Genomic DNA, 20,198 nt, shown 5'->3' with positions numbered 1-20,198 from the left:
GTCGCTCTCCTCTAAGTCCTTGAGAGCCTTGTCTATTTGCGCCATGCGCTCTGTGGCGTGCGATCCACGGCGACGTGCCACTCCCATAGCCCGCTGATCGTGTCCTTGAGAGCTGTGTACGCTCTGTGCATCGTGGTGTATATCTCGTTCAGTCGTGCCTGCTCCACGCCTGTGAGGTCGTCTTGCTCCTCGTGTAGTTGCTCGATTGTATTGCAGAGCGTCTTGTCGAGTGCGCTTGTGAGGTCTTTCGCTTGGTCGTATGCCGTGTATCTCAGCACGTCTGCGTGGCGTGGAAAGTCCTCCTTGTCGGGTGTCCAGTCGTACTGTACGAGCTGGATCTCTCCCGTCTCAGTCACGTTGGTTGTGATCTCTTGTACCTGCTTGTCCATTGCTCTGTTGTGTTTGTTGTTTCATGCGCTCATTGAGTGCTTTGCGCTCATTGAGTGCTTTGCGCCCATCGAGTTGGTTCCACTCCTCCAGTCCGCTGAACGTCTCTCGGAGTGCCGTGTGCGCCCTGCGTGATGCGTCAACTATCTTGTCCAGTAGTGCCTCCTCCTCGTCGGTGAGTCCTACTCGGGCGTGGTCTAGTAGCTCGATCGTATCACCGAGTAACGTGCGACAGTCTTGTGCGAGGTCTCTCGCTTGGTCGTATGCCGTGACTCTCAGTCGGTCGGCTAGGCGTGGATAGTCGTCTGTCTGCTCGTACCGTATGTGGGCTATCTCTCCCGTGTCTAGTCGTGTGACGGAGATGTCGCTGTCGTAGTCTATCATTGCTCTGTTTGGTTTCCGTCTGGCTCCTCTAGCTGGCGCATCTCGGAGGCTATAACCCTCTCGATAGCTCGTATCGTGTCGATGGATGCTGTGCGGGCGATGCTGTGGTAGTCCTCGAGTGTCTCTGAGAGGGGGAGGAGCTTGAAGCTTATCTTGTCGGGGGCGTATAGCCTCTGCAGGTCGATTAGCCCTTGGATCGCTACTCTCAGTCCGTTGGTTATATCCTTGAGTGCGTAGTACTGCTTCTGCAGGCTAGCCCCTCTCTGTGCTGGTATCTCTCGTGCTATGTCCAGCACCTTTTGCAGGTAGCTCTCTTGGCTACGCTTTAGATCTTCAGTCATCATAGCTCAGTCGTTTTGTCCGTTATCCGTTAGTATTGTCGGTAGCATACCCCACTTGTGTAGTGCCTTGCCGACCTTGCATGCTAGGTAGAGGATGCCTGCGCCTGCGATGCGGGCGAGGATGCTCCAGCCCATCGACAAGGTGGGGGTGCCTGCGTCTAGGTCATGCAGCAATAGGCAAAAGCCCACACCGCCCAGCAACGCCAGCCCCAGCACTCGGAGCCAGCTTTCAATCGTTACCAGTCTATTCTTTGTCATAGTAGTCGTTTGCTATAATTGTCTTTGTTACTTCTTGTAACCTTGCTAGTTCCAGTGCTTTAGCGCATACATCTCTTACGTATTCATTCGTGCACATGGCCGTAGTCATGGCTCTGAGCATGTTATCATTATCTTCAGACCAGTTGCCAGCCACGTTGACGCCAGTAGCGTCTCCTGCGATAATCATCACGCTGAGATTGTCCTCGTCCTCGGCAGCCCAGTCAAGGAGCCCGTTTATCAGTTCATCTTTCGTCATCGTCTTGGTCGTCTGGTAGTACATTGTTAAACTTCATATCCTCCTCCTCAGCGTTGTACGCTTTCTGTAGCCCTAAGAGAGCATCTTTCATACACGGTACAGCATCTTTCATTGCGGCACCTGCGTTTAATAGTTGCATATGGGCGTCCCAGTCTAAGACGTCCTCCTCATATCCGTAGAAATTTCGGATACGTGTCACCAGCCCTTTAGTCTTAGATAGGAGTTCGTCTACTTCAGTCGCTAGTTCTTTCAGCTTAGTTAGTCCTTGCGGTGTCATATTCTTGGTCTATTTGCGGGCGTAGCCCTTATCCTTGAGCGTCATGTATGTGACGGCTTTGCTCTCGATCTCCTTGGCGGTCGCTACCTTGTTGCGGGTGAGCCACTCGTCCAGCTCGGACTTTTTGAAGCGGAGCGCCTGCCCCAGCTTGTAGTGGGGTATCTCTTTGGCACTGGTGAGGCGGTAGAGGGTCGTGCGTGCGCACCCCGTGTAGATCATTGTCTCCTCGAGCGTGAGCACCTCCTTTGAGGCGATGCCTGCGTACTGCTCGATTCGATCGAGTTGGCGCTTTATGTCGTCAATTGATGTTGTTGCCATGGTCTTACTCCCGTGTTAGTGTTATACTGGTTGTCTCCGTGCATCTGCTGATTGCGTTGATGACGGTGCTGATGGATACGCCATAGGTCGCACCGATGTAGGTGTGTATGGTGTTATTACTCTTGTCGGGCTCGTCCCGACGCATCTTGTCGTACGCTCTGTTGATGTCTGTCCAGAGCTTGTACTTTTCATAATCCCGTGCGGGGATGATGATTTGCTCTCTTGTCTTGCTCATTGCTCTATTGTGTTATTTGGTTTGGTCGTGTCTCATGATCCGCTTGTACTCGCACTGGAGTTGCCAGCGGTATATCCTCGTGGTGATTGACTTGCGCCACTGGCGTATCTTGTCTATTACTCGCTTCTTGCGCTTCTTGCGGATAGCTTTAAGTCGCTTGCGGGCATCTAGAATGTAGTGGCGGTCAAGCTGATTTTCCGGTGGCAGACTGAAGTAGCTGTGGAGGACTGCTCCTCGTGTTGTAGCTCTGCTGATGCTCATAGCGTTACAGAATATCTCCATCTCCGTTGAGCACCTGCCCTCCCGATTGAGCTCCTCGTACTCCTCTCTCCACTCGCTCTCCTTGTATTGTCTCATAGTCTTATTGTTTGGTGTGTTGGTTGTGTTGTTAGTAGCGACGCACGGGGTGGGCGCTTGCATTGCCCCTAGTCCTCACGGACGCCCCCGTGGCGTCTCTCGTGCGTAGTGTCAGAGGCAAAGGTTGTACATAGCTACTGTTGGATGGTGTCTCTGCTCTACGCTGACTACCATCATTTGTCGGTTGCCTCTAGTCGCTTGGTTATCTCCTTGTCTACGCTCGAGAGGTGGTCTCTGTAGACCTCTGCTTGTCTCTCGATACCAGATACTAGTTCATTCTTTAGGTTTTTAACCTCCACGCATGCTGCATCTCCTGCTGGCATGTCTAAGATCATGTACTCTTTGATCTCTCTTGCTGATCGCTCGAGCTTGACTATAGCCTCGTGGGTGTATGCCTTGTAGGTGATTAGAAATGATAGGCTGTACGCCTTAATATCGATACTGTTTAGCCCCCTTGCAATCTCGTGTAGTGTTACTGTCTGTATCATATCCTTGTCCGCTTGTGGTTACTTGTTTAGTCTCTTGACTATCTCATCTCCTAGTCTCTTGACAAAAGTTCCGTACATAGCTTCCTCGTCTGCGAGTGCTTGGAGGCACTCTTTTACGCAGTCTCTCACCTCATCGGGGTTGGCGTAGAGTACGCCTAAGTCGTTGTAGTTGCGTAGCTCATTGCAGATGCTATGTAGCTTTTCCTGCACATCCCTGGCGGTGTCTCTGACCGCCAGCAGTTTCTCATTCGTTACGCCCTCGAAGTCGTAGCGCTTTAGATTTTCTCTTAGTTCTTCTTGTGTCATAGTCTTGTTTTCTTGCTTGGTTTGCGTTACTTTTGTGGTGTTACTTATGTGGTGGAGGTTCTACTCCCTTACTTTGTTACTGCAAAGGTACAGAGAATTCTTGAATCACGCAAGCGTTTTCTTGAATTTCTTGAAGACAATCTCACTCAAATCTCGTAACCTACTTACTATCAGTATGAAACAAGATCAATTTTCCCGCTTGGAACAAGCAAGAGAGCATATAGGCAAGAGCTACAATGCTATATCAAAGGAGTTGAATCTCAAGACTCCTCAAGTGTTTTACGACATAAAGGCTGGTAAGTCTAGCGTCTCGTATGAGCTGGCGAGGGCTATTCAAGATAAATTCTTGATTTCTTCCGCTTGGCTCCTCACTGGCGAGGGCGATATGCTGGGCGGTCACGATCCACGGACGGAGCCGACAGAGTTCTCGCTGGATAAGCTGGAGAAAGCGAAGTCGCTGGCTAAAGAGCTGGGTGTTGCCTTGATCCCGATGTATTCAGAGCCTTTCAAGGGGGGCAATGACGGCTACCCGCTTGCAGAAGAGATGAACGAGGTAGAGAGCGTATGGACGATGCCCGATGTGCGGGCTGATATGATTGTTCCCGTGGTTGGAGACTCGATGGCTCCGACCTTTCCGCAGGGGTCACGGCTGGCGGTCTCTCGAGTGTGGTTTCGCCACGATGAGCCATTGTCGATACCCTTTGGAGAGGCTTTCGCTATCGTCCTGCACGACCCAGACGACCCCAACCCAAAGGCAATGACGGACTACGTCAAGCGTCTATACAAGCACGACAATCCCGCAAAGCGCAGAGAGTACTGGATAGCTCGCTCGGACAATGACAAGTACGAGGATTTTGAGATCCCGATCTCCCACGTTGTGGGGCTGTGGCGTGTCCGTGCCAGCATCGCTTACTTCGCATAACAACCTCAACTAATATAGATATGGACTTAAAAGATATGATCCTCCAGATCGGACAGAAGATTGACAAGCTAAAGGACAATCTGCAGACCGAGGAGGCGACCAAAAACGCACTGATTATGCCGATGCTTACGGCTCTAGGGTACAACGTCTTCGACCCGACTGAGGTCTTGCCCGAGTATACTTGCGACATCGGCACAAAGAAGGGCGAGAAGATCGACTATGCGATCCTCAAGGATGGCGAACCTGTGATACTGATCGAGTGCAAGCACTGGGCGCAGGACTTGTCGCTATACGACAATCAACTCTTAAGATACTTCGGGGTCTCGACGGCTAAGTTTGGCGTACTGACCAATGGTATAATATGGCGATTTTATACCGACCTCGAGAAGCCCAACCAAATGGACACCGTCCCATTTCTCGAGGTGAACCTGCAGGCACTGAAGGATGCTCAGATTGAGGAGCTGAAGAAATTCCACAAGTCGTACTTCAACGTCGAGACCGTCCTCTCGACCGCTAACGAGCTGAAGTATCTCGGAGAGCTTCGGGCGGTGATCCAAACTGAATTAACCGACCCGAGTCCCGACTTTACCCGCTATGTCGTCAAGCAATTGTATACGGGCATAGTGACTCAGCGTGTTGTCGAGGAGTTTCAACCGCTCCTCAAGCGGTCTATATCCCTCTACATTAACGACATCATCGCTGATCGTCTGAAGGTCGCAATGAAGGAGAGTGAGCCTGCGGACAAAGCGACTGAGGAGCCTACCGATGAGCAGGAGGAGACTGTGGCTGACAATGGTATTGAGACTACCGATGAGGAGCTGGATGCGTACCATATCTGTCGGGCTATCCTAAGTGAGTACATTAGCCCCGACCGCATCTCCTACAAAGACACGAAGAATTACTTTGCCGTTATCCTTGACGGCAAGGTCACTCAGACGGTCTGCCGACTCAGATTTAATTATCGGGATATACGGCGGATCTCATTTATCACGGAGGACAAGCTGGAGGAAAATGTCGACTTGGTCGATGGTGACTTGAGCGACATCTATAACTATAAGGACAAGCTGATCGAGATAGCAAAACGGTACGACAAGTAACGGCTACCGACCTTTTGCGTGACCCTACGAAAATGGTACAAGAAAGGGGCGCACCTCACGATGCGCCCCTCTCTTGCTTGTGGCTGTGTGACTATTTATTAGACAGTCCCCGTTTGTAGGTCTATCTTCTCTATCAAGTTCTTGTATGTGGCTCCTCCTGCTCTGTAGGAGACTATCTTTTCGTGCTGTAAGCGTCCGACTATTATGCTCGGGTGTACTCCTTGGCTCTTGGCTAGCTGGATCACCTCTTCGGGGGTGGGTGGTACTAATATTGCACCAAAGTCCACGTTAGGCACTAGTGTGTCTGTTGCCCACTTGTCCGCCTCGGCTTCTATCTCTAGTCGCTCCTGCTCGCTGTCGTCAATGAGCATCGGGGTCTCTTTGCCTACGTGTAGCAATAGGTGTGCGACCTCGTGCATCAGAGAGAAGACGAAGATGTCGTACCGCTTGCCTCTGTCTGATAAGATGATGATGGGGTACCTCCCCGTGTGGATTGTTGCTCCGTTGGCGGACACCTTGGGAAAGCTCTCAAGGTAGACTAATCTGACCCCGACCGACAATAAGATGTCTTGCACTTTACGAGGTGCGTCTGCTGGTGTCTCTAGAGCCTGCTTGATCGCTGGCACTGCTTTCTTCAGCTCCTGCTTGCTATACTCCCCAAACTCTTCGCTTCTTGTGGCTGATAGCTCTCTAGCTTGCAACTCTCCCTGCCTAATCCACGCAAGGAGAGCGTATGGGTCGCTCTTCTCGCTCTTGCGGAATAAGCTTGCTTGCAGTCGTTGTAGATAGACATCACCCCACGCCTCTGCGGACGTTGTGGCGAAAAACGACTTCACCGCCTCCGTTATGTCCCTAATGGCTGCGGTTGCTGGAGCTATCCAGCCACGCTTAATCATCTCTCTAGTCGGGAATAGCGATGCCCAGTTGTCCCACTCTCTCTTCGCAAGTGGCTTTGCTTCCTCACGCTTGAGATACTCGTCGTAGCTCTCTTGTCGTCGCAACCAAAAGCCACGACTCAGCCCAGTGACTAGCTCTAGACGCTCAGCCCAGTCTGGCGTTACTCTCAGTCGTCCCGCAAAAAGTAAGCTTACATCTTTTGGTAGCTTTCCCAATCGGACTGCGACCTCCTGCTGGCTCATACCCCACTCGTCTATGAGTTCCTTCAGCGTTGCCCCTGGTGGTGATACTACTGGGATTGTGAATGTGTTCTTTTTGTCTGTCATAGCTACTTGCGTTTGTGATAGTCCGTAATTTCGATAATGGCTGTCATATCGTCCTCAACCCTCATAATAAGGCGTAAGGCTCCCGTCAGCGAACAAGCCCATAAACCGCTCATATTATGCTTTAATTGATGAAAGTCTCCAGGCAACATCGCAAGCTCAGAGACACTAGCCACGCTCTCAATGTCTGATAATCGTGCGTAGAGCGTATTGATAGCTTTGTGTCCGTACTTTCTGTACGCCTTTGCCTTGTTTGCTAGCAACTTCTCAAGCCTAGGGTCTTCAAAAACGATTCGCATTAACCTCTTCTTTTCTTACACTGCAAAGGTACAAATACTTTTTGAAATTACCAAACGCTGGTAAGTTTTGAACTATCCGATATTGCTGGATAGTTGCCCGCTACTCCTCCTTGCCCAGTATGGACGGTATGCGAGCGACTGCCTCCTGCTTGCCCTTGTCCACGATCTTAGCGTAGATCTCGGTCGTCTTGATGTCCCGATGCCCGAGGAGCTTGGAGACCGTGTAGAGGTCGGTGCCGAGCGTTAGCATCATCGTTGCAAAGGTGTGTCGGGCTGAGTGGAATGTGATGTGCTTGCGTATGCCCGCCCGTGCCGTCCATACGTTGATTACTGCGCTTATAGTCGACACGGCTGGAAAAGAGTCAAAGACTAACTCCTCCGCCCCTCGCTCCTCTCCCATAAGCTCCCGAGCCTCGGGTGTGATGTCTAGGTACTCCTGCCCGCCAGTCTTCTGCTGGCGAAAGGTGATACGTGTATAGTCGCCCTCCTTGTGTACGTCTCCCCATTGTAGTTGCATAATGTCGCTCTTGCGTAGCCCCGTGAGGCACGAGAAGAGGAATGCCCGCTTGACCACCTCGCTGTCGCACTCCGTTGCTACTAACCTCTGTACCTCCTCTATTGTAAGGTACTCTCGCTTGCTCTCCTCGTGCTTGATGCTCCCGACACGCTTGAGGGGGTTGTCCGTTATAATCCCCTCTCGGTACGCTTTATTGATGCAGGCTCGGAGCTTGTCAAAGTATATTGCCTTGCTGTTCTGCGACAGCTCTTGCCCCTCGATGTAATCCTTGAAGCCTTTGACCCACTCGGGCGTGACCTCGGCAAATGTTATGTTCCTACGCCTCTCGTACCTCATAATGTACTGGAGACTACCGCTCCAGCAGTACGCAGTCTTGCGCTTCTGCCTCTCCATCTGCGCCTTGAAGTAGTCAAATAGTAGCACTTTGTCCTGCTCGCTCGTGTCAAATCCGTACCGTCCCTCGTGGTACTCGATCACTCGCTTAGCACGGATCGCCTCCGCCAGCTGGATCGTCTCCTTGTTCTTGCGCTTGTCCTCCCTCGTCTTCTCGGGGACGAGATAAAGGCGGAGGTACTCGTAGGTGCGCTTGCCGTTGGCGTATGTGTCTAGGTAGAGGCTGTACAGCCCCGTGCGTGTCTTGCGCTTGCGGAGCTTGACTGGTTCGTTTGCGTTTGCGTTCATTTTCTGTTGCTCGTTTCTTCCGAGCAACAAAGTAACAACAAAAACACGACAAAAGCAAGGCAAAGGTAGATAAATCCCGATGCCCTGCTCTCGACTCAAACACTGCTATGATACTTGCTTATCTCTATCTGCTTTTGTCGTTCGTTTGTCTTCTGTTTGTGTAACCAAATGACGCTGTGCTTTCACACTCCAAAATATAAGACTGTTTTACGACAAAGAATGCGATAAAGTATTTGAACAACACGATGTGACAGTAAGATATGTCGCTTGGTACTTTATTCTTTATCTATGTTCATGTGTTTGGTTGTTTGCTGTGGTAAATAACAAAAATGCTCCGAATTGGATGGGCGAAATAAGTAGGAAAGCAGTATGAACTCAATCACACACTCTAACGTTCTGAGGCATTGTGGTATCATGGACAATCTCTACAGCTATGATGCCGTGAGCAATGGACTTCCTGTTGTCAGCAAGGTGACATTTCCAGTAAATGGCATATCTACCGTCCTGAATGGTAGTACCTATGACTCCAGATAGACCATTTCAAAAACAGCCGATAGTAAAACTCAAAGAGCAACCCAAAACAACAACCAATAATGAAAAGAAGAAGCGTTGTTTGTCTAATAAATATTGGCTTAGGCCTCTTTGTGGCGTATATGTTTCTGCTTTATATAAGAGAGAGAAACATCTCTACTACTCAATACAATATAGCTTGTAATATAGTTAATATCGATATGAGACATAGCTCAAGGCAACATCCTATAGTCGAGGTTATTTATCGAAATCGGAAATATACTACTAATATAACCAACGGAGAAAGATTGCAAATTGGATATAATACTACTACCTTCTATTATGACGAGTTGCTTGACAGAGTGTTTTGTCGTAAATCGGGTATTGAAAGGGGATTATATGTGGCTATCTTACTGTTTGTTTTGTCTTTTCTGTTTTGGTCAAATTCAAACATCACTGTTAATAAAGAAAGGAATAAGTTTTGGTTATGCTCCAAACTGGATGCGCGAAATGAGAAGTAGTTATATAAGGATGGTGGTCGTCTTATTGATGGCTTTATTGTGTCTTAGTTGTAGCCCTCAATTGTGTTTACAAAAGAGGACTAATAGACTGGTCGATGAGCTACTTTTGAGTAACGACTCAATCTATGTCTATTCGGTAGCATTTTATGATTACAACTTGCTCTGGTTCCATCAGGGTAACTCGATACAGGCATATATGATTAAGCCCTATCATGCCAAAAAGTATAGATCGATACCAGCTGAAAGCTTCATCCTCTACTCTGATAGTGTTGATTACTTTGACAGATCGCTTGATAAAGATGTTGAGTGTTTTCGGCATCTGCTTGATGGGGAGAGTATAGAGCTATACCTCAAAGGAGGAGTCATATTGGATAGCAGTATTGATACACAATGCTTGTTCAATAAGAAGTTTATACGCGGGAGCCTTCCCTACCAGCTTCAATATGATCTTTTTAAACTAGGACGAGCCCCAAAGGGGTATGACTTCGAGGAGATGTACTTAGAGTAAAGAGTTAGCTATCCCCCACCGCCGTACCACTGTACATCATACATACGGTCGTGTAAGATGAAGCTAAAGAAAATTATTGCTGTCTGATAAAAGTCTCTTCGGTATGTCCTTTCAGACCTTTATCGGACAGCAATAATCTTGTATCAGGCTCAGTATACCCACAAACAGCAAGTGGCGACGAAGGCACTAGGACCCTCGTCGCCACTGGCAGGTGGTGTGTTTTTACGCTACCTTAAGCGGTAGACTAGATCTTTTTGATCTGATCTTGTGGTATCTCTTTCATCGGAGTGACGAGACGATAACCCTTGCCGTGTACATTCTTGATCTCTAGCGAGGGATCAGCCTGGAGGATCTTACGGAGCTTGGTCACATAGACATCCATGCTGCGTGCATTGAAGTAGTTAGCGTCAGCCCAGATAGTCTTCAGTGCATAGTCTCTCTCGAGGGTCTCGTTGGCATATACGCAGAAGAGCGTCAGCAGGTCGTTTTCCTTTGTGGTTAGGGTGAGTACCTTACCATCTTCAGTCGTCAGGGTCTGCTTCTTCGTGTCGTAGAGCAGCTTGCCTAGCTGATAGAACTGCTGCTCATCATGCTCCTCACCGATGATGCGTCGCATGATTGCTGAGATACGCGCCTCGAGCTCTTGCATGCTAAAGGGCTTCGTGATGTAGTCGTCAGCACCGAGCTTAAAGCCACGTAGCACATCTTTCTTTTGATCCTTTGCAGTGACAAATATAATGGGGATATTGGGTTTAGCAGCGCGTATTTGCTTAGCCAGCTCGAACCCATCCATCTTGGGCATCATGACATCGATAAGGCAGAGCGCATACTCTTCCTTACCAAAGGCCTCTAGCCCCGTTTCACCATCTGTAAAGAGGTCTACCTCATAGTCCTTTGCTATAAGGTACTCTTGAAGCATCAAGCCTAAGCTCTCATCGTCTTCGCAGAGGAATACTTTAATCTCTTTCTTGTTCATAGCTGTATTTGATTTATTGTGAATTATCTAGCTTCTTATTAGTTAGATGTTCTTGTTAGTTAGATGTTCTTGAGTAAGAATCGTTTACTTTTTCTTGTTATGCATTTTAGAATCACCCTCTACTAGGAAGGGAATGCGGAGAGACATCTTAGTACCCTCTCCGAGCTTGCTAAAGACCTTGACCTCGCCTCCCATGCCTTGGATAGCCCGCTGTACATAGGCCAGGCCAAGACCAAAGCCCTTGACGTCATGGCGGTCACCAGTATGGACGCGATAGAACTGATCGAAGATATGCCCCCTATCCTGACGAGAGATACCGATACCATTATCCTGTATATCTATGATAAGGTAGGTATCATCGTTTCGCGTGGTGAGCGTAATGATGGGCGGTACACCCTCCTTGCAATACTTCAGGCTGTTGTCTATTATATTGGATATAATGTTCTGAAAGGCTATCTTATCACAAAAGACCTCATGGTGCTCAGCCTCTAGAGCTAGCACCAGCTCTCCTTGAGCCTCGGTGATCTTCATAACATAAGCACTGCTTAGGTCTCTAATCTCCTCGTGAGCATCTAGCTCTACGGGGTAGACCTTGAGCACACCACGCTGCATCGTTGAGGACTGTAAGACCTGATCTACGAGCAGCGTGAGGCGATCTACCTCCTTAAGCATGGTCTGGGTGATGCGCTTGCGTCGCTCCTCCGACTCCTCTACAGAGGGGTCTTCGAGCATCTCACAGGCTAGACGTATGGAGCTAACGGGCGTCTTAAGCTCATGAGTCATATTACTCACAAAGTCCTCACGCTCACGCAGGTAGTGCTGCTGCCGTACAAGGATCAAAATGGCCAGCACACTGAGTATCACGATCACCACCAGCGTAGCAATCGGGGGGATCGTGTAGATTAGATTGCCCATGTGGTGGCTATGCTCCGTAAAGATCAGCTCAATATAGGGCAGACCAGAATCGTCTGGCTCATCTATATAAGAGTTTGACTGGACGAAGATATCTCTCCGCAACACGAGAGGAGCCTGTTGTGAAGGGTCGTAACCCTCCGGGAGGGTCGTGTAGACTGACTGCCCCTTACGATCACGGATGGTAAACTCAAACTTCTCCGTGATGCCTACGAGCTCCAGCTCACGCACCAGTGCACTCTGCAAGAAGTCTACATTGACCCTCTGTCTAAGAGGCTGATCATTGCGCTCTAGGATAGTGCGTAGTACCGCCTCATCAAGGAGGCTGCGGTGGTAGAAGTACGTGTTGAGCAACTTACTCTGCAATACGTTAGCATGCTCTGTGCCCTGCCTATTCATGCGAGCCTGTGCCCATGGAGGACAGGTCGCACGCTTAGCATTGCCGTAGCCATTCCACACTTCACTGCCGTCAGACATGTAGCTAGCCGATAGTATTCCGCCCACCTCCTGATCAGACTGGAGAGAGTCTTGCAAGCCAAACCGCTGTAGGTCGTTTTGTGTCAGTACCGAGCGCAGCTGACGATCTACCTCGTCTCGCTCTAGTGAACGAGAGACCTCATCCAATGCTCTCTGAGCCAAAGTCTCAAAGTAGTCATTGTATAGCTCCGTGACATAGCTAAAGTTTCTCAACTGCATCAAGATAGATGCCGTCGCAATAGCCACGAGCAAGATGATTATAGTCCAAATAGTTCGCTTTCCCACGTTAGTTACTTTCTTATCGTACGCAAGTAAGACACTTTATCAGATCTTGATTTGATCTATATGTATGAGTTCATCTAGATCGATCGTCGTCACGCTGCCATAAGGTAGGATCTGAGCAAAAGCTTCTTGCAGCGTGATGCGCCCCGCCATAGCTCTCACAGCGTTGATGACACCGCCATGGGAGAAGAGGAGCACACGCTGAGCACCTGATGTGTAGAGCTCATCCAGTAGCTCAGCAACACGCTGTGACAAGTCTCGTAGTGACTCGCCACGAGGAGCTGGCTGCTCGATAAAGTACTCGAAGAAGGCTGCTACCTCCTGATCTTCCTCTAGGATGCTGTCCCAATGCTTCCCCTCCCAGTCGCCAAAGTTCATCTCCTTCAGACGATCGTCTATCTCTATCCTAGTACCTTGTGGTACGCAGTGCTGCGCCAACTTGAGCGCACGAGAGAGTGGACTGGAGAGGATGCGGTCATAGAGAGACAGATCAATCTGGGCAGCCACACGAGGAGCCTCCTCGGCAAATGTGTCTGCTAGAGGTATGTCTGTATTACCATAGCATACGACCTGCCACTCAGGTGATACTGCGGTATGTCTGACCAATGTTATCTGCATCCTTTCGTTTCCTTTTATCTATTCATATCTAGCAACAAGATAGGTGCTGGGATCACCACCTATCGTCATTGTTAAAGTCTTTGCCACGGTTGTCACGTCGACGACCATGAGCATCACCACCCTTAGCCTTGTAAGATTTATTTCCTTTGGGATGTCCCTTAGACTCTCTAGGCTCCTCGCCATATCGGTCTGACCGCATTCTCTTGGGACCAGACTTGGCAGGACGATTGGAGCGACCTCCGCCTCGTGGGGCGTATTCCCGAGCAGCATCTCTGGTCTCTCGCTCTTCCTGTTGAGCCTCTAAGTAGTGCTTCATCGAGAGTGCCTCACGCAAGATATCGTTGACAGGGAGCTCCTCGCCATCTAGCGTCACGATATCATCCTCTACCACGAAATCCGTTAGCTCAGCTCGCTCGCCATTGAGCGTGACACGCCCAGCGACGATGTACTTCTCCACTTCACGGCGCGATCCGATACCTGCATCGCTCAGAAGTTTGTTGATACGCAAACTCATGATTCAGTCGTTATATCTAAAGTTTAGTTCATTGATTACTTCGATCCATGTAGCTATAGCTTGATCTCCTCTATAGCATGCTGCATACGTCGTACGCTCTCGGGGATGCCCAGCAAGTATATGATCTCATGGATACGTGCGCCACGCGGTTCGCCCACGAGTGCCATACGTATGCCGTTCATCACCTTACCCATAGGTAGCTCATCACCATTGATCTTGTCGTAGAGAGCCTGCTCGATCGTGTCTAGTGACGCCTCACTCGGGAGTCCCTCGAGGAGGGTGATCATCTCCTGTAAGTAGCCAGGGGTCTCCGCCTTCCAGTGCTTCTTGAGTCCCTTAGCGTCGTACTCGGTGGGAGCTACGAAGAAGTAAAGCACCTCGGGGAGTAAGTCGGGTAGCAGTTGCGCCTTATCACGGACCGTCAGAAGTACATCTCCGAGCAACTCGTCCGAAGGATTCAAGCCACGCTCGCTGAGAGCTGGGCGTATATAAGCTATGAGACGCTCTACGGGGACGATCTGTATGTACTGATGGTTGAACCACTTGGCCTTTTCAAAGTCAAAGCGTGCACCGCTCTTGCTACAACGATCTAGTGAGAAGGCGGAGATCAGCTCAGACGAGATAGGCTCATGCGGATCTGCAAAAAGCTCTTGATCGGTACCGGGGTTCCACCCTAGTAGTGCTAAGAAGTTGTTCACAGCCTCTGGCAGGTAACCCTGCTCACGATAGCCCATCGATATAGAGCCATCCTCTGGACTGCGCCACTCTAGAGGGAAGACTGGGAAGCCCAGCTTATCTCCATCGCGCTTACTCAGCTTACCACTACCCTGAGGCTTCAGGAGGAGCGACAGGTGTGCAAACTGAGGCATCGAGTCCTGCCAGCCAAAAGCCTCATAAAGCAGGACATGCAGTGGCGCACTAGGAAGCCACTCCTCACCACGGATCACATGCGTGATCTGCATCAAGTGGTCATCGACGATATTGGCTAGATGGTAGGTAGGCAGGTCGTCTGCACTCTTATAGAGGACCTTGTCGTCTAGCTGTGTAGAGCTGATGACCACCTTGCCACGGATCAAGTCATCGACCTCAACCTCGCGGTCGGGGTCTACCTTAAAGCGCACCACATACTCCTCGCCAGACTCTATCAGACGAGTCACCTCCTCGCTAGGTAGCGAGAGGCTATTGCGCATCTTAGAGCGAGTAGAGGCGTCATAGCTAAAGTTAGGCATCTCCTGTCGCGCCTGCTCTAGCTCCTCCACGGTATCAAAAGCATAGTACGCTGCGCCACGCTCTATGAGCTGCTGCACATACTCCCGATAGATGTCCCGTCTCTCACTCTGACGATAGGGTCCGTAAGGCTGATTGGCACTGCCGATCCCCTCATCGATCTCTATCCCTAGCCACTGTAGAGCCTCGATGATGTAATCTTCAGCTCCAGGCACAAAGCGCTTGCTATCCGTATCCTCTATACGTAGCACCATAGTGCCACCATGATGACGTGCGAAGAGATAATTAAAGAGTGCTGTCCGCACGCCTCCGATGTGTAGGGGACCTGTGGGACTAGGCGCAAATCTAACTCGAACCATTGCTGTTACTATTTATTACTATTGTCTGCTGCTTACTCAGCCCTTTAGTTTGTTTCTGTATTAGTAGCACATAAGCTTATAGAGCTTCCTGTGCCGATTCCTCATAAATATGCCACAAAGATAGTAAAAAGTGAGGTCTCACTCTACTAGCCCCTAGCTCTGCAACATCAAAAAGCAATATGAGTTTGGATTTTTCACTACCTTTGGAGAGCTAAAACCATTATGCTAACGACTTATCTTAACCTAATCAGATGAACACACCATTACTAAATGCTCAGGGCAAACTAATGCTAGCGACCATACAGGGCTACGATCGCCCTGGCGTGACCGCTTCGCTCATGGGCATCCTCGCAGAGCATGGCGCATACATTCTAGACATCGGCCAGTCCGACATACATAGTCACCTCAACCTGGGCATCCTCTTCCAGATGAACGAGAATGACTCAGGCTCCGTACTGAAGGATCTACTCTTCAAGGGGTACGAACTTGATGTACAGATACGCTTTACTCCTATCTCTACAACCGAATATGGGGAGTGGGTCAATGCCCAAGGCAAAAATCGCTACATCATCACCGTCGTAGCGCGCAAGATGACAGCTGAGATGCTATCGGCTGTGGCTGGCGCGGCTGCCGATCAGGGGCTTAACATTGATAACATCCGCCGCCTCACGGGTCGTATTCCGCTAGACCAAACGCAGCAGGCTCCGATGGCGAGCATCGAGTTCTCCATGCGTGGCAATATCAAGGATGTCCACACCTTCCAGCTAGACCTCCTACAGATGAGTGGCGAGCTTGATATGGACATCTCCTTCCAACGGGAGAGTATGTTTCGCCGTATGCGTCGCCTGATCTGCTTCGATATGGACTCGACGCTGATCCAGACCGAGGTGATCGACGAGCTGGCCATGAGAGCTGGCGTAGGCGACCAGGTCAAGGCAATCACAGAGCGAGCTATGCGTGGTGAGATAGACTTCATCGAGAGCTTTACAGAGCGTGTCGCGCTGCTCAAGGGGCTGGACGTCTCTGTCATGGAGGATATAGCACACAACCTCCCCATCACGGAGGGATGTGAGCGACTTATGCGCACGCTCAAGGTGATGGGCTACAAGACCGCTATCCTCTCGGGAGGCTTCACCTACTTCGGCCATTACCTGCAGAAGAAGTTTGACATAGACTATGTCTACGCCAACGAGCTAGAGGTGGCCGATGGCAAGCTCACGGGCCGCTACGTCGGTGACGTGGTCGATGGACGTCGCAAGGCTGACCTACTTCGTCTGATCGCTCAGGTAGAGCGTGTGGACCTCATGCAGACGGTAGCTGTAGGCGATGGTGCCAACGACCTGCCGATGCTTTCGCTAGCAGGACTAGGTATTGCCTTTCACGCTAAGCCCAAGGTCAAGGCAAGTGCCGAGCAGCGCATCTCGTCCGTCGGTCTCGATGGCATCCTTTACTTCCTAGGCTACAAGGACTCGCTCTTTGATGAGCAGATGATCGAGTGCATGAAGGATGGCACCTGCTCGACACTCTTTCCCAAACACTAATCGTCTAAATCTTTACTCCCCTATATAATACATGATACGTCATTGCGTCATCTTCACGCTACAACTACCAGGCTCCGCTGAGGAGCAGCAGGCTCATCTGCAGAAGATTGAAAACCTTCTTGAAGACCTTCCCGAGCAAATCCTCGAGCTAGAGTCAATGGAGGTCTTCTTCAACTGCAACCCCAACGAGGCGTCTACCTTCATGCTTCAGGCTGATGTAGAGGATCTAGAGGCTCTCGCTATTTACTCATCTCATCCATCTCATATCCAAATAGTAAATGAACTTATCAAACCGTACAAAGTGGGTCGTACTTGCATTGATTATAAGCTGCACGACCATTATCCTCACTAACGCTATGTGTAGACAAGACAATAATCCTATGAAAACTCAGAATGCTCTCAATCATCTAAAAGGTGATACCATTTACCTCGCAGGAGGATGCTTCTGGGGCATGCAAGCCTTCTTTGAGGAGGTCGACGGTGTCATTTCTACCGAGGTAGGCTATGCCAATGGCACGCTGGGACGGCAACCCTCTTACGAGGAAGTTTGCACAGGCGAAACAGGCTTTGCCGAGACTCTTCAGGTAGTTTACGATGCGGAACGTGTGCCGCTCAGCTTTATCCTAGAGCGATACTTCACCGTCATCAACCCCACCACGCTCAATCGCCAAGGCGCCGACCACGGGACCCAGTACCGCACTGGTATCTACTATACTAAAGAGGAGCAGCGTCCCATCATCGAGAAGGCTCTCACCTCGCTACAACAGGCTTATGCCGACCCCGTCGTGGTAGAGTGCAAGCCTCTGAGCAACTACTACCCAGCCGAGAGATACCATCAGGAGTATCTACGCAAGAACCCAGGAGGTTACTGTCACATCGGCCGAACGCAGATAGCACGCGAGAGTTCTGTGCGCTACGTAGATCACGATACACTTCGCAAGCGTCTCACGCCGATGCAGTATCACGTGACGCAGGAGGCTGGCACGGAGCCTGCCTTTGACAATGAGTACTACGACCTCACTGAGGCAGGAATCTATGTAGATGTCGTCTCTGGCAAGCCACTCTTCCTCAGCTTAGACAAGTTTGACTCGGGTTGCGGTTGGCCCGCCTTCGCAAAGCCTATTGACGACCAGCTGATCAAGGAGTCGACCGATCGCTCACACGGTATGGTGCGTACCGAGGTGCGTAGCAAAGATTCCGACGCTCACCTCGGACATGTCTTTGAGGATGGTCCCGCTGAGCTAGGCGGACTGCGCTACTGTATCAATAGTGCGGCACTGCGCTTCATTCCCCTAGACAGTCTGGAGGCTGAGGGGTATGGCGACTACCTGCGCTACTTCAAGAAGTAACTGTGACAAGGGTCCTACACCTCAGCACTTATGGGGCTAATAGCGGTGCGGGCGTCGCAGCGCTACGACTGCTAGAGGCTGAGCGAAACTACGGCTTAGACGCTGAGCTACTGCTCATGGCTCCGAACTTGGAGACCCTAGCTGGGGTGCACGCCCTTGGCAATGATCGGAGGCTTTACCGAGCTTGGCAATGTAAGCTCTGGAGCGAGCGCGCCCTTGTTGCTCTGCTCAATGGCTTCAATCGTGAGCAAACTTTCAAAACCTCTCTAGGCCGACTCGGCATCTCTATGCGTGCCCTGCGCCCTTACCTCGCAAAGGTGGATCTCATCCATCTGCACTGGACGCAGCACGCCTTCCTCTCGCTCCGCACCCTCGAGGAGCTCTGCAAGCTCGGGCTACCCGTCGTCATCACGCTCCATGACTACTGGTGGGCGCAAGGCATCGAGCAGATGGCGACTAAGCCTGGTGAACTGTCAGCCCCCCTGCGCCGACTAGACCGACGAGTACAGCAGCGCAAAGCCGAACTAATGACGCACTACCCTATTCACTGGGTCACCGTCTCCAGTAGCCTTGCCAATGAGGTGTCACGCTCCTCCATCGTACCTCGCCTAGGCATCAGCACCATCGGCAATGTCCTCTCCGCCCAGTACTATCAGCAGGCACAGAGCCAAGGAAGCCGAACCACCAACGAGCAAGGACCTTATCAGATTCTCTTCGTAGCGACGCGTGTCGACGACCCGATCAAAGGGTGGAGCTACCTAACCGAAGCCATGCGACAACTCGCCGATCTGGCAGGCGAGCAGAGAGCGCAAATGCAGCTCACACTCGTCGGCGCCCTATCCGACCGCACACTCCTCAAGCAGATCCCCATCCCCGTACAGCATCTGGGCAGTATCTCCGACGCGGAGCGACTACGCTCCCTTTACGCTGAGAGCTCCGTCCTCATCTCAACTAGCGAGCGCGAGAGCTTTGGCCAGACACTCCTAGAGTCACTCGCCTGCGGTACGCCTGTCATCGCTAGAGATTCAGGAGGTCCCGCTGATATAGTCCTCGATGGAGTCAATGGCGCCCTCGTGGCGCACGACAAACCGCAAGAGATGGCGACCGCTCTCTGGCAGCACTTCACCGAAGCCACAGCTTATCAGCCCGAAGCGTGCCGAGCCTCCGCACTGCGCTTTGCCCCGACAGCCATTGCCCAGCAGTACGCCCAGCTTTACGCCCAGTTAATAGATGTCACCCAGCGAGCAAACTCATGACCACCACGCCCCTACTAACCATCATCACCATCTGCTACAATGCGGAGGCAACCATTGCGCCCACGCTGCGTAGCCTTGCCGAGCAAAGTGACCAAAGCTTTGAGTACCTCGTCATAGACGGAGATTCCCAAGACAAGACGCTCTCGCTCGTCCAGACACTCTACCCTCGTGCTACCGTCTACTCCGAGCCCGATCATGGGCTATACGATGCGATGAATAAAGGGTTGCGTCATGCCACCGGCACCTACATCTGGTACCTCAATGCGGGCGATACGCTCCGCACGCCCGACACGGTCCGCACCGTCTGCGCTGCTCTTGAGACGCACCAGCCCGACCTCCTCTATGGCGACACGATGATTGTAAACGGAACCTACCAGGACCTACATCCTCGTCGGTTGCGCCCGCCCCATCGGTTGACGCAGCGCGCCTTTGCCAATGGTATGCTCATCTGCCACCAAGCCTTCATACCACGACGCAAGCTCGCTCCGCTCTACGATCTGCGCTATCGCTACTCGGCAGACTACGACTGGTGCATCAAGATCATCGACGCCATCCAGAGCCAGTACCGCATCGACGACTATCTCGTCAACTACCTCAACGAGGGGGTCACCACACGCAATCACCGCGCCTCGCTCCTCGAGCGGCTTCGCATCATGGCTAGGCGGTACGGTTGGTTCACCGCCCTGACACGGCACGTCAGCTTCCTCTTTTGTCGTCAGCGATAAGAGTGACTTCATAGCCCTTGTTGTCACAATTGCAGAGCAAACTATTTGCAACTTATGACCATGACGCAAGAGACGTCAGG

Annotated in this window: 28 protein-coding genes; 9 read left to right on the top strand and 19 right to left on the bottom strand. The window is 51.0% G+C overall.

All coding sequences use genetic code 11. The features are described 5' to 3' along the window. Positions 1-32 precede the first annotated feature (32 nt). From Q2J34_RS08025 to Q2J34_RS07975, 11 genes are all read right to left on the bottom strand, one after another. Complete coding sequence (locus Q2J34_RS08025) at positions 33-389, bottom strand: hypothetical protein (protein WP_300969881.1); 357 nt, start codon at positions 387-389, stop codon at positions 33-35. Beyond that, positions 349-771 (bottom strand): hypothetical protein, encoded by a 423-nt coding sequence (locus Q2J34_RS08020; protein ID WP_300969880.1) that lies wholly within the window; start codon positions 769-771, stop codon positions 349-351. The genes Q2J34_RS08025 and Q2J34_RS08020 overlap by 41 nt, the downstream gene beginning before the upstream one ends. After that, positions 768-1,115 carry a hypothetical protein gene (locus tag Q2J34_RS08015; protein WP_300969879.1) on the bottom strand — a complete coding sequence of 116 codons (348 nt, stop codon included), beginning with the start codon at positions 1,113-1,115 and terminating at the stop codon, positions 768-770. Before Q2J34_RS08015 ends, Q2J34_RS08020 begins: the two co-directional genes overlap by 4 nt. 3 nt (positions 1,116-1,118) lie before the next feature. Beyond that, positions 1,119-1,370, bottom strand: coding sequence for a hypothetical protein (locus Q2J34_RS08010; RefSeq protein WP_300969878.1), 252 nt, complete (start codon positions 1,368-1,370; stop codon positions 1,119-1,121). Beyond that, positions 1,357-1,626 (bottom strand): hypothetical protein, encoded by a 270-nt coding sequence (locus Q2J34_RS08005; RefSeq protein WP_300969877.1) that lies wholly within the window; start codon positions 1,624-1,626, stop codon positions 1,357-1,359. The genes Q2J34_RS08010 and Q2J34_RS08005 overlap by 14 nt, the downstream gene beginning before the upstream one ends. Beyond that, complete coding sequence (locus tag Q2J34_RS08000; RefSeq protein WP_300969876.1) at positions 1,613-1,903, bottom strand: hypothetical protein; 291 nt, start codon at positions 1,901-1,903, stop codon at positions 1,613-1,615. Before Q2J34_RS08000 ends, Q2J34_RS08005 begins: the two co-directional genes overlap by 14 nt. Before the next feature lie 9 nt (positions 1,904-1,912). Further along, on the bottom strand, positions 1,913-2,221 hold the full coding sequence (locus Q2J34_RS07995; protein WP_300969874.1) for a helix-turn-helix domain-containing protein: 309 nt from the start codon (positions 2,219-2,221) through the stop codon (positions 1,913-1,915). A gap of 4 nt (positions 2,222-2,225) precedes the next feature. Further along, positions 2,226-2,456 (bottom strand): hypothetical protein, encoded by a 231-nt coding sequence (locus Q2J34_RS07990; RefSeq protein ID WP_300969872.1) that lies wholly within the window; start codon positions 2,454-2,456, stop codon positions 2,226-2,228. Positions 2,457-2,468: 12 nt separating this feature from the next. After that, a complete protein-coding gene (locus Q2J34_RS07985; RefSeq protein WP_300969871.1) occupies positions 2,469-2,813 on the bottom strand; it encodes a hypothetical protein in 345 nt (114 codons plus the stop codon). A 173-nt stretch (positions 2,814-2,986) separates the two neighbouring features. After that, entirely contained in the window at positions 2,987-3,301 is a 315-nt protein-coding gene (locus tag Q2J34_RS07980) for a hypothetical protein (RefSeq protein ID WP_300969870.1), read from the bottom strand. An 18-nt stretch (positions 3,302-3,319) separates the two neighbouring features. Then, on the bottom strand, positions 3,320-3,607 hold the full coding sequence (locus Q2J34_RS07975; protein WP_300969868.1) for a hypothetical protein: 288 nt from the start codon (positions 3,605-3,607) through the stop codon (positions 3,320-3,322). A gap of 175 nt (positions 3,608-3,782) precedes the next feature. Here Q2J34_RS07975 and Q2J34_RS07970 point away from each other — a divergent pair, with 175 nt between their 5' ends. Beyond that, positions 3,783-4,529, top strand: coding sequence for a LexA family transcriptional regulator (locus Q2J34_RS07970; protein WP_300969867.1), 747 nt, complete (start codon positions 3,783-3,785; stop codon positions 4,527-4,529). Between the two features lie 20 nt (positions 4,530-4,549). Further along, positions 4,550-5,626, top strand: coding sequence for a type I restriction endonuclease (locus Q2J34_RS07965; RefSeq protein ID WP_300969865.1), 1,077 nt, complete (start codon positions 4,550-4,552; stop codon positions 5,624-5,626). A 98-nt stretch (positions 5,627-5,724) separates the two neighbouring features. Here the strand turns inward: Q2J34_RS07965 and Q2J34_RS07960 are convergent, their stop codons facing one another. The 3 genes from Q2J34_RS07960 to Q2J34_RS07950 form a co-directional block, all read right to left on the bottom strand. Then, positions 5,725-6,849 (bottom strand): ImmA/IrrE family metallo-endopeptidase, encoded by a 1,125-nt coding sequence (locus tag Q2J34_RS07960; protein WP_300969863.1) that lies wholly within the window; start codon positions 6,847-6,849, stop codon positions 5,725-5,727. Positions 6,850-6,851: 2 nt separating this feature from the next. Then, positions 6,852-7,145: a type II toxin-antitoxin system RelE/ParE family toxin gene (locus Q2J34_RS07955; protein WP_300969861.1), complete on the bottom strand. Its 294-nt coding sequence runs from the start codon at positions 7,143-7,145 to the stop codon at positions 6,852-6,854. A 100-nt stretch (positions 7,146-7,245) separates the two neighbouring features. Continuing rightward, positions 7,246-8,343, bottom strand: coding sequence for a site-specific integrase (locus Q2J34_RS07950; RefSeq protein WP_300969859.1), 1,098 nt, complete (start codon positions 8,341-8,343; stop codon positions 7,246-7,248). 369 nt (positions 8,344-8,712) lie between these two features. Between Q2J34_RS07950 and Q2J34_RS07945 the strand changes: the two genes are divergently transcribed. Both Q2J34_RS07945 and Q2J34_RS07940 read left to right on the top strand, forming a co-directional pair. Further along, positions 8,713-8,877 (top strand): hypothetical protein, encoded by a 165-nt coding sequence (locus Q2J34_RS07945; RefSeq protein ID WP_300969857.1) that lies wholly within the window; start codon positions 8,713-8,715, stop codon positions 8,875-8,877. A gap of 693 nt (positions 8,878-9,570) precedes the next feature. Then, positions 9,571-9,882, top strand: a complete 312-nt coding sequence (locus tag Q2J34_RS07940; RefSeq protein ID WP_298886273.1) for a hypothetical protein — start codon at positions 9,571-9,573, stop codon at positions 9,880-9,882. 244 nt (positions 9,883-10,126) lie between these two features. Here the strand turns inward: Q2J34_RS07940 and rprY are convergent, their stop codons facing one another. The 5 genes from rprY to gltX form a co-directional block, all read right to left on the bottom strand. Further along, positions 10,127-10,858, bottom strand: a complete 732-nt coding sequence (gene rprY / locus Q2J34_RS07935; protein WP_298886271.1) for a response regulator transcription factor RprY — start codon at positions 10,856-10,858, stop codon at positions 10,127-10,129. An 84-nt stretch (positions 10,859-10,942) separates the two neighbouring features. Further along, positions 10,943-12,466, bottom strand: a complete 1,524-nt coding sequence (locus Q2J34_RS07930; RefSeq protein WP_298886269.1) for a sensor histidine kinase — start codon at positions 12,464-12,466, stop codon at positions 10,943-10,945. Positions 12,467-12,571: 105 nt separating this feature from the next. Beyond that, positions 12,572-13,147 carry an alpha-ribazole phosphatase family protein gene (cobC, locus tag Q2J34_RS07925; protein ID WP_298886266.1) on the bottom strand — a complete coding sequence of 192 codons (576 nt, stop codon included), beginning with the start codon at positions 13,145-13,147 and terminating at the stop codon, positions 12,572-12,574. Positions 13,148-13,199: 52 nt separating this feature from the next. Next, complete coding sequence (locus Q2J34_RS07920; protein ID WP_298886264.1) at positions 13,200-13,661, bottom strand: S4 domain-containing protein; 462 nt, start codon at positions 13,659-13,661, stop codon at positions 13,200-13,202. 53 nt (positions 13,662-13,714) lie between these two features. Continuing rightward, positions 13,715-15,247 (bottom strand): glutamate--tRNA ligase, encoded by a 1,533-nt coding sequence (gene gltX, locus Q2J34_RS07915; RefSeq protein ID WP_300969855.1) that lies wholly within the window; start codon positions 15,245-15,247, stop codon positions 13,715-13,717. Between the two features lie 251 nt (positions 15,248-15,498). On the opposite strand from gltX, the gene serB reads away from it, so the two are divergent. Genes serB through Q2J34_RS07890 form a run of 5 tightly spaced genes read left to right on the top strand, consistent with a single transcriptional unit; the run spans position 15,499 to position 20,118 of the window. Next, positions 15,499-16,788, top strand: coding sequence for a phosphoserine phosphatase SerB (gene serB, locus Q2J34_RS07910; protein ID WP_300969853.1), 1,290 nt, complete (start codon positions 15,499-15,501; stop codon positions 16,786-16,788). A gap of 31 nt (positions 16,789-16,819) precedes the next feature. Then, a complete protein-coding gene (locus tag Q2J34_RS07905; protein ID WP_300969851.1) occupies positions 16,820-17,140 on the top strand; it encodes a Dabb family protein in 321 nt (106 codons plus the stop codon). Between the two features lie 28 nt (positions 17,141-17,168). After that, on the top strand, positions 17,169-18,137 hold the full coding sequence (gene msrB, locus Q2J34_RS07900) for a peptide-methionine (R)-S-oxide reductase MsrB (protein ID WP_300969849.1): 969 nt from the start codon (positions 17,169-17,171) through the stop codon (positions 18,135-18,137). A 2-nt stretch (positions 18,138-18,139) separates the two neighbouring features. Then, positions 18,140-19,393, top strand: coding sequence for a glycosyltransferase (locus Q2J34_RS07895; RefSeq protein ID WP_300969847.1), 1,254 nt, complete (start codon positions 18,140-18,142; stop codon positions 19,391-19,393). Further along, positions 19,390-20,118, top strand: coding sequence for a glycosyltransferase family 2 protein (locus Q2J34_RS07890; protein WP_300969845.1), 729 nt, complete (start codon positions 19,390-19,392; stop codon positions 20,116-20,118). The genes Q2J34_RS07895 and Q2J34_RS07890 overlap by 4 nt, the downstream gene beginning before the upstream one ends. Positions 20,119-20,198 lie beyond the last annotated feature (80 nt).

Source organism: Porphyromonas vaginalis, assembly GCF_958301595.1.
GTDB lineage: Bacteria > Bacteroidota > Bacteroidia > Bacteroidales > Porphyromonadaceae > Porphyromonas > Porphyromonas vaginalis.
Note: the sequence above shows the minus strand (reverse complement) of the source record. Positions and strands in the feature narration are given on the sequence as shown.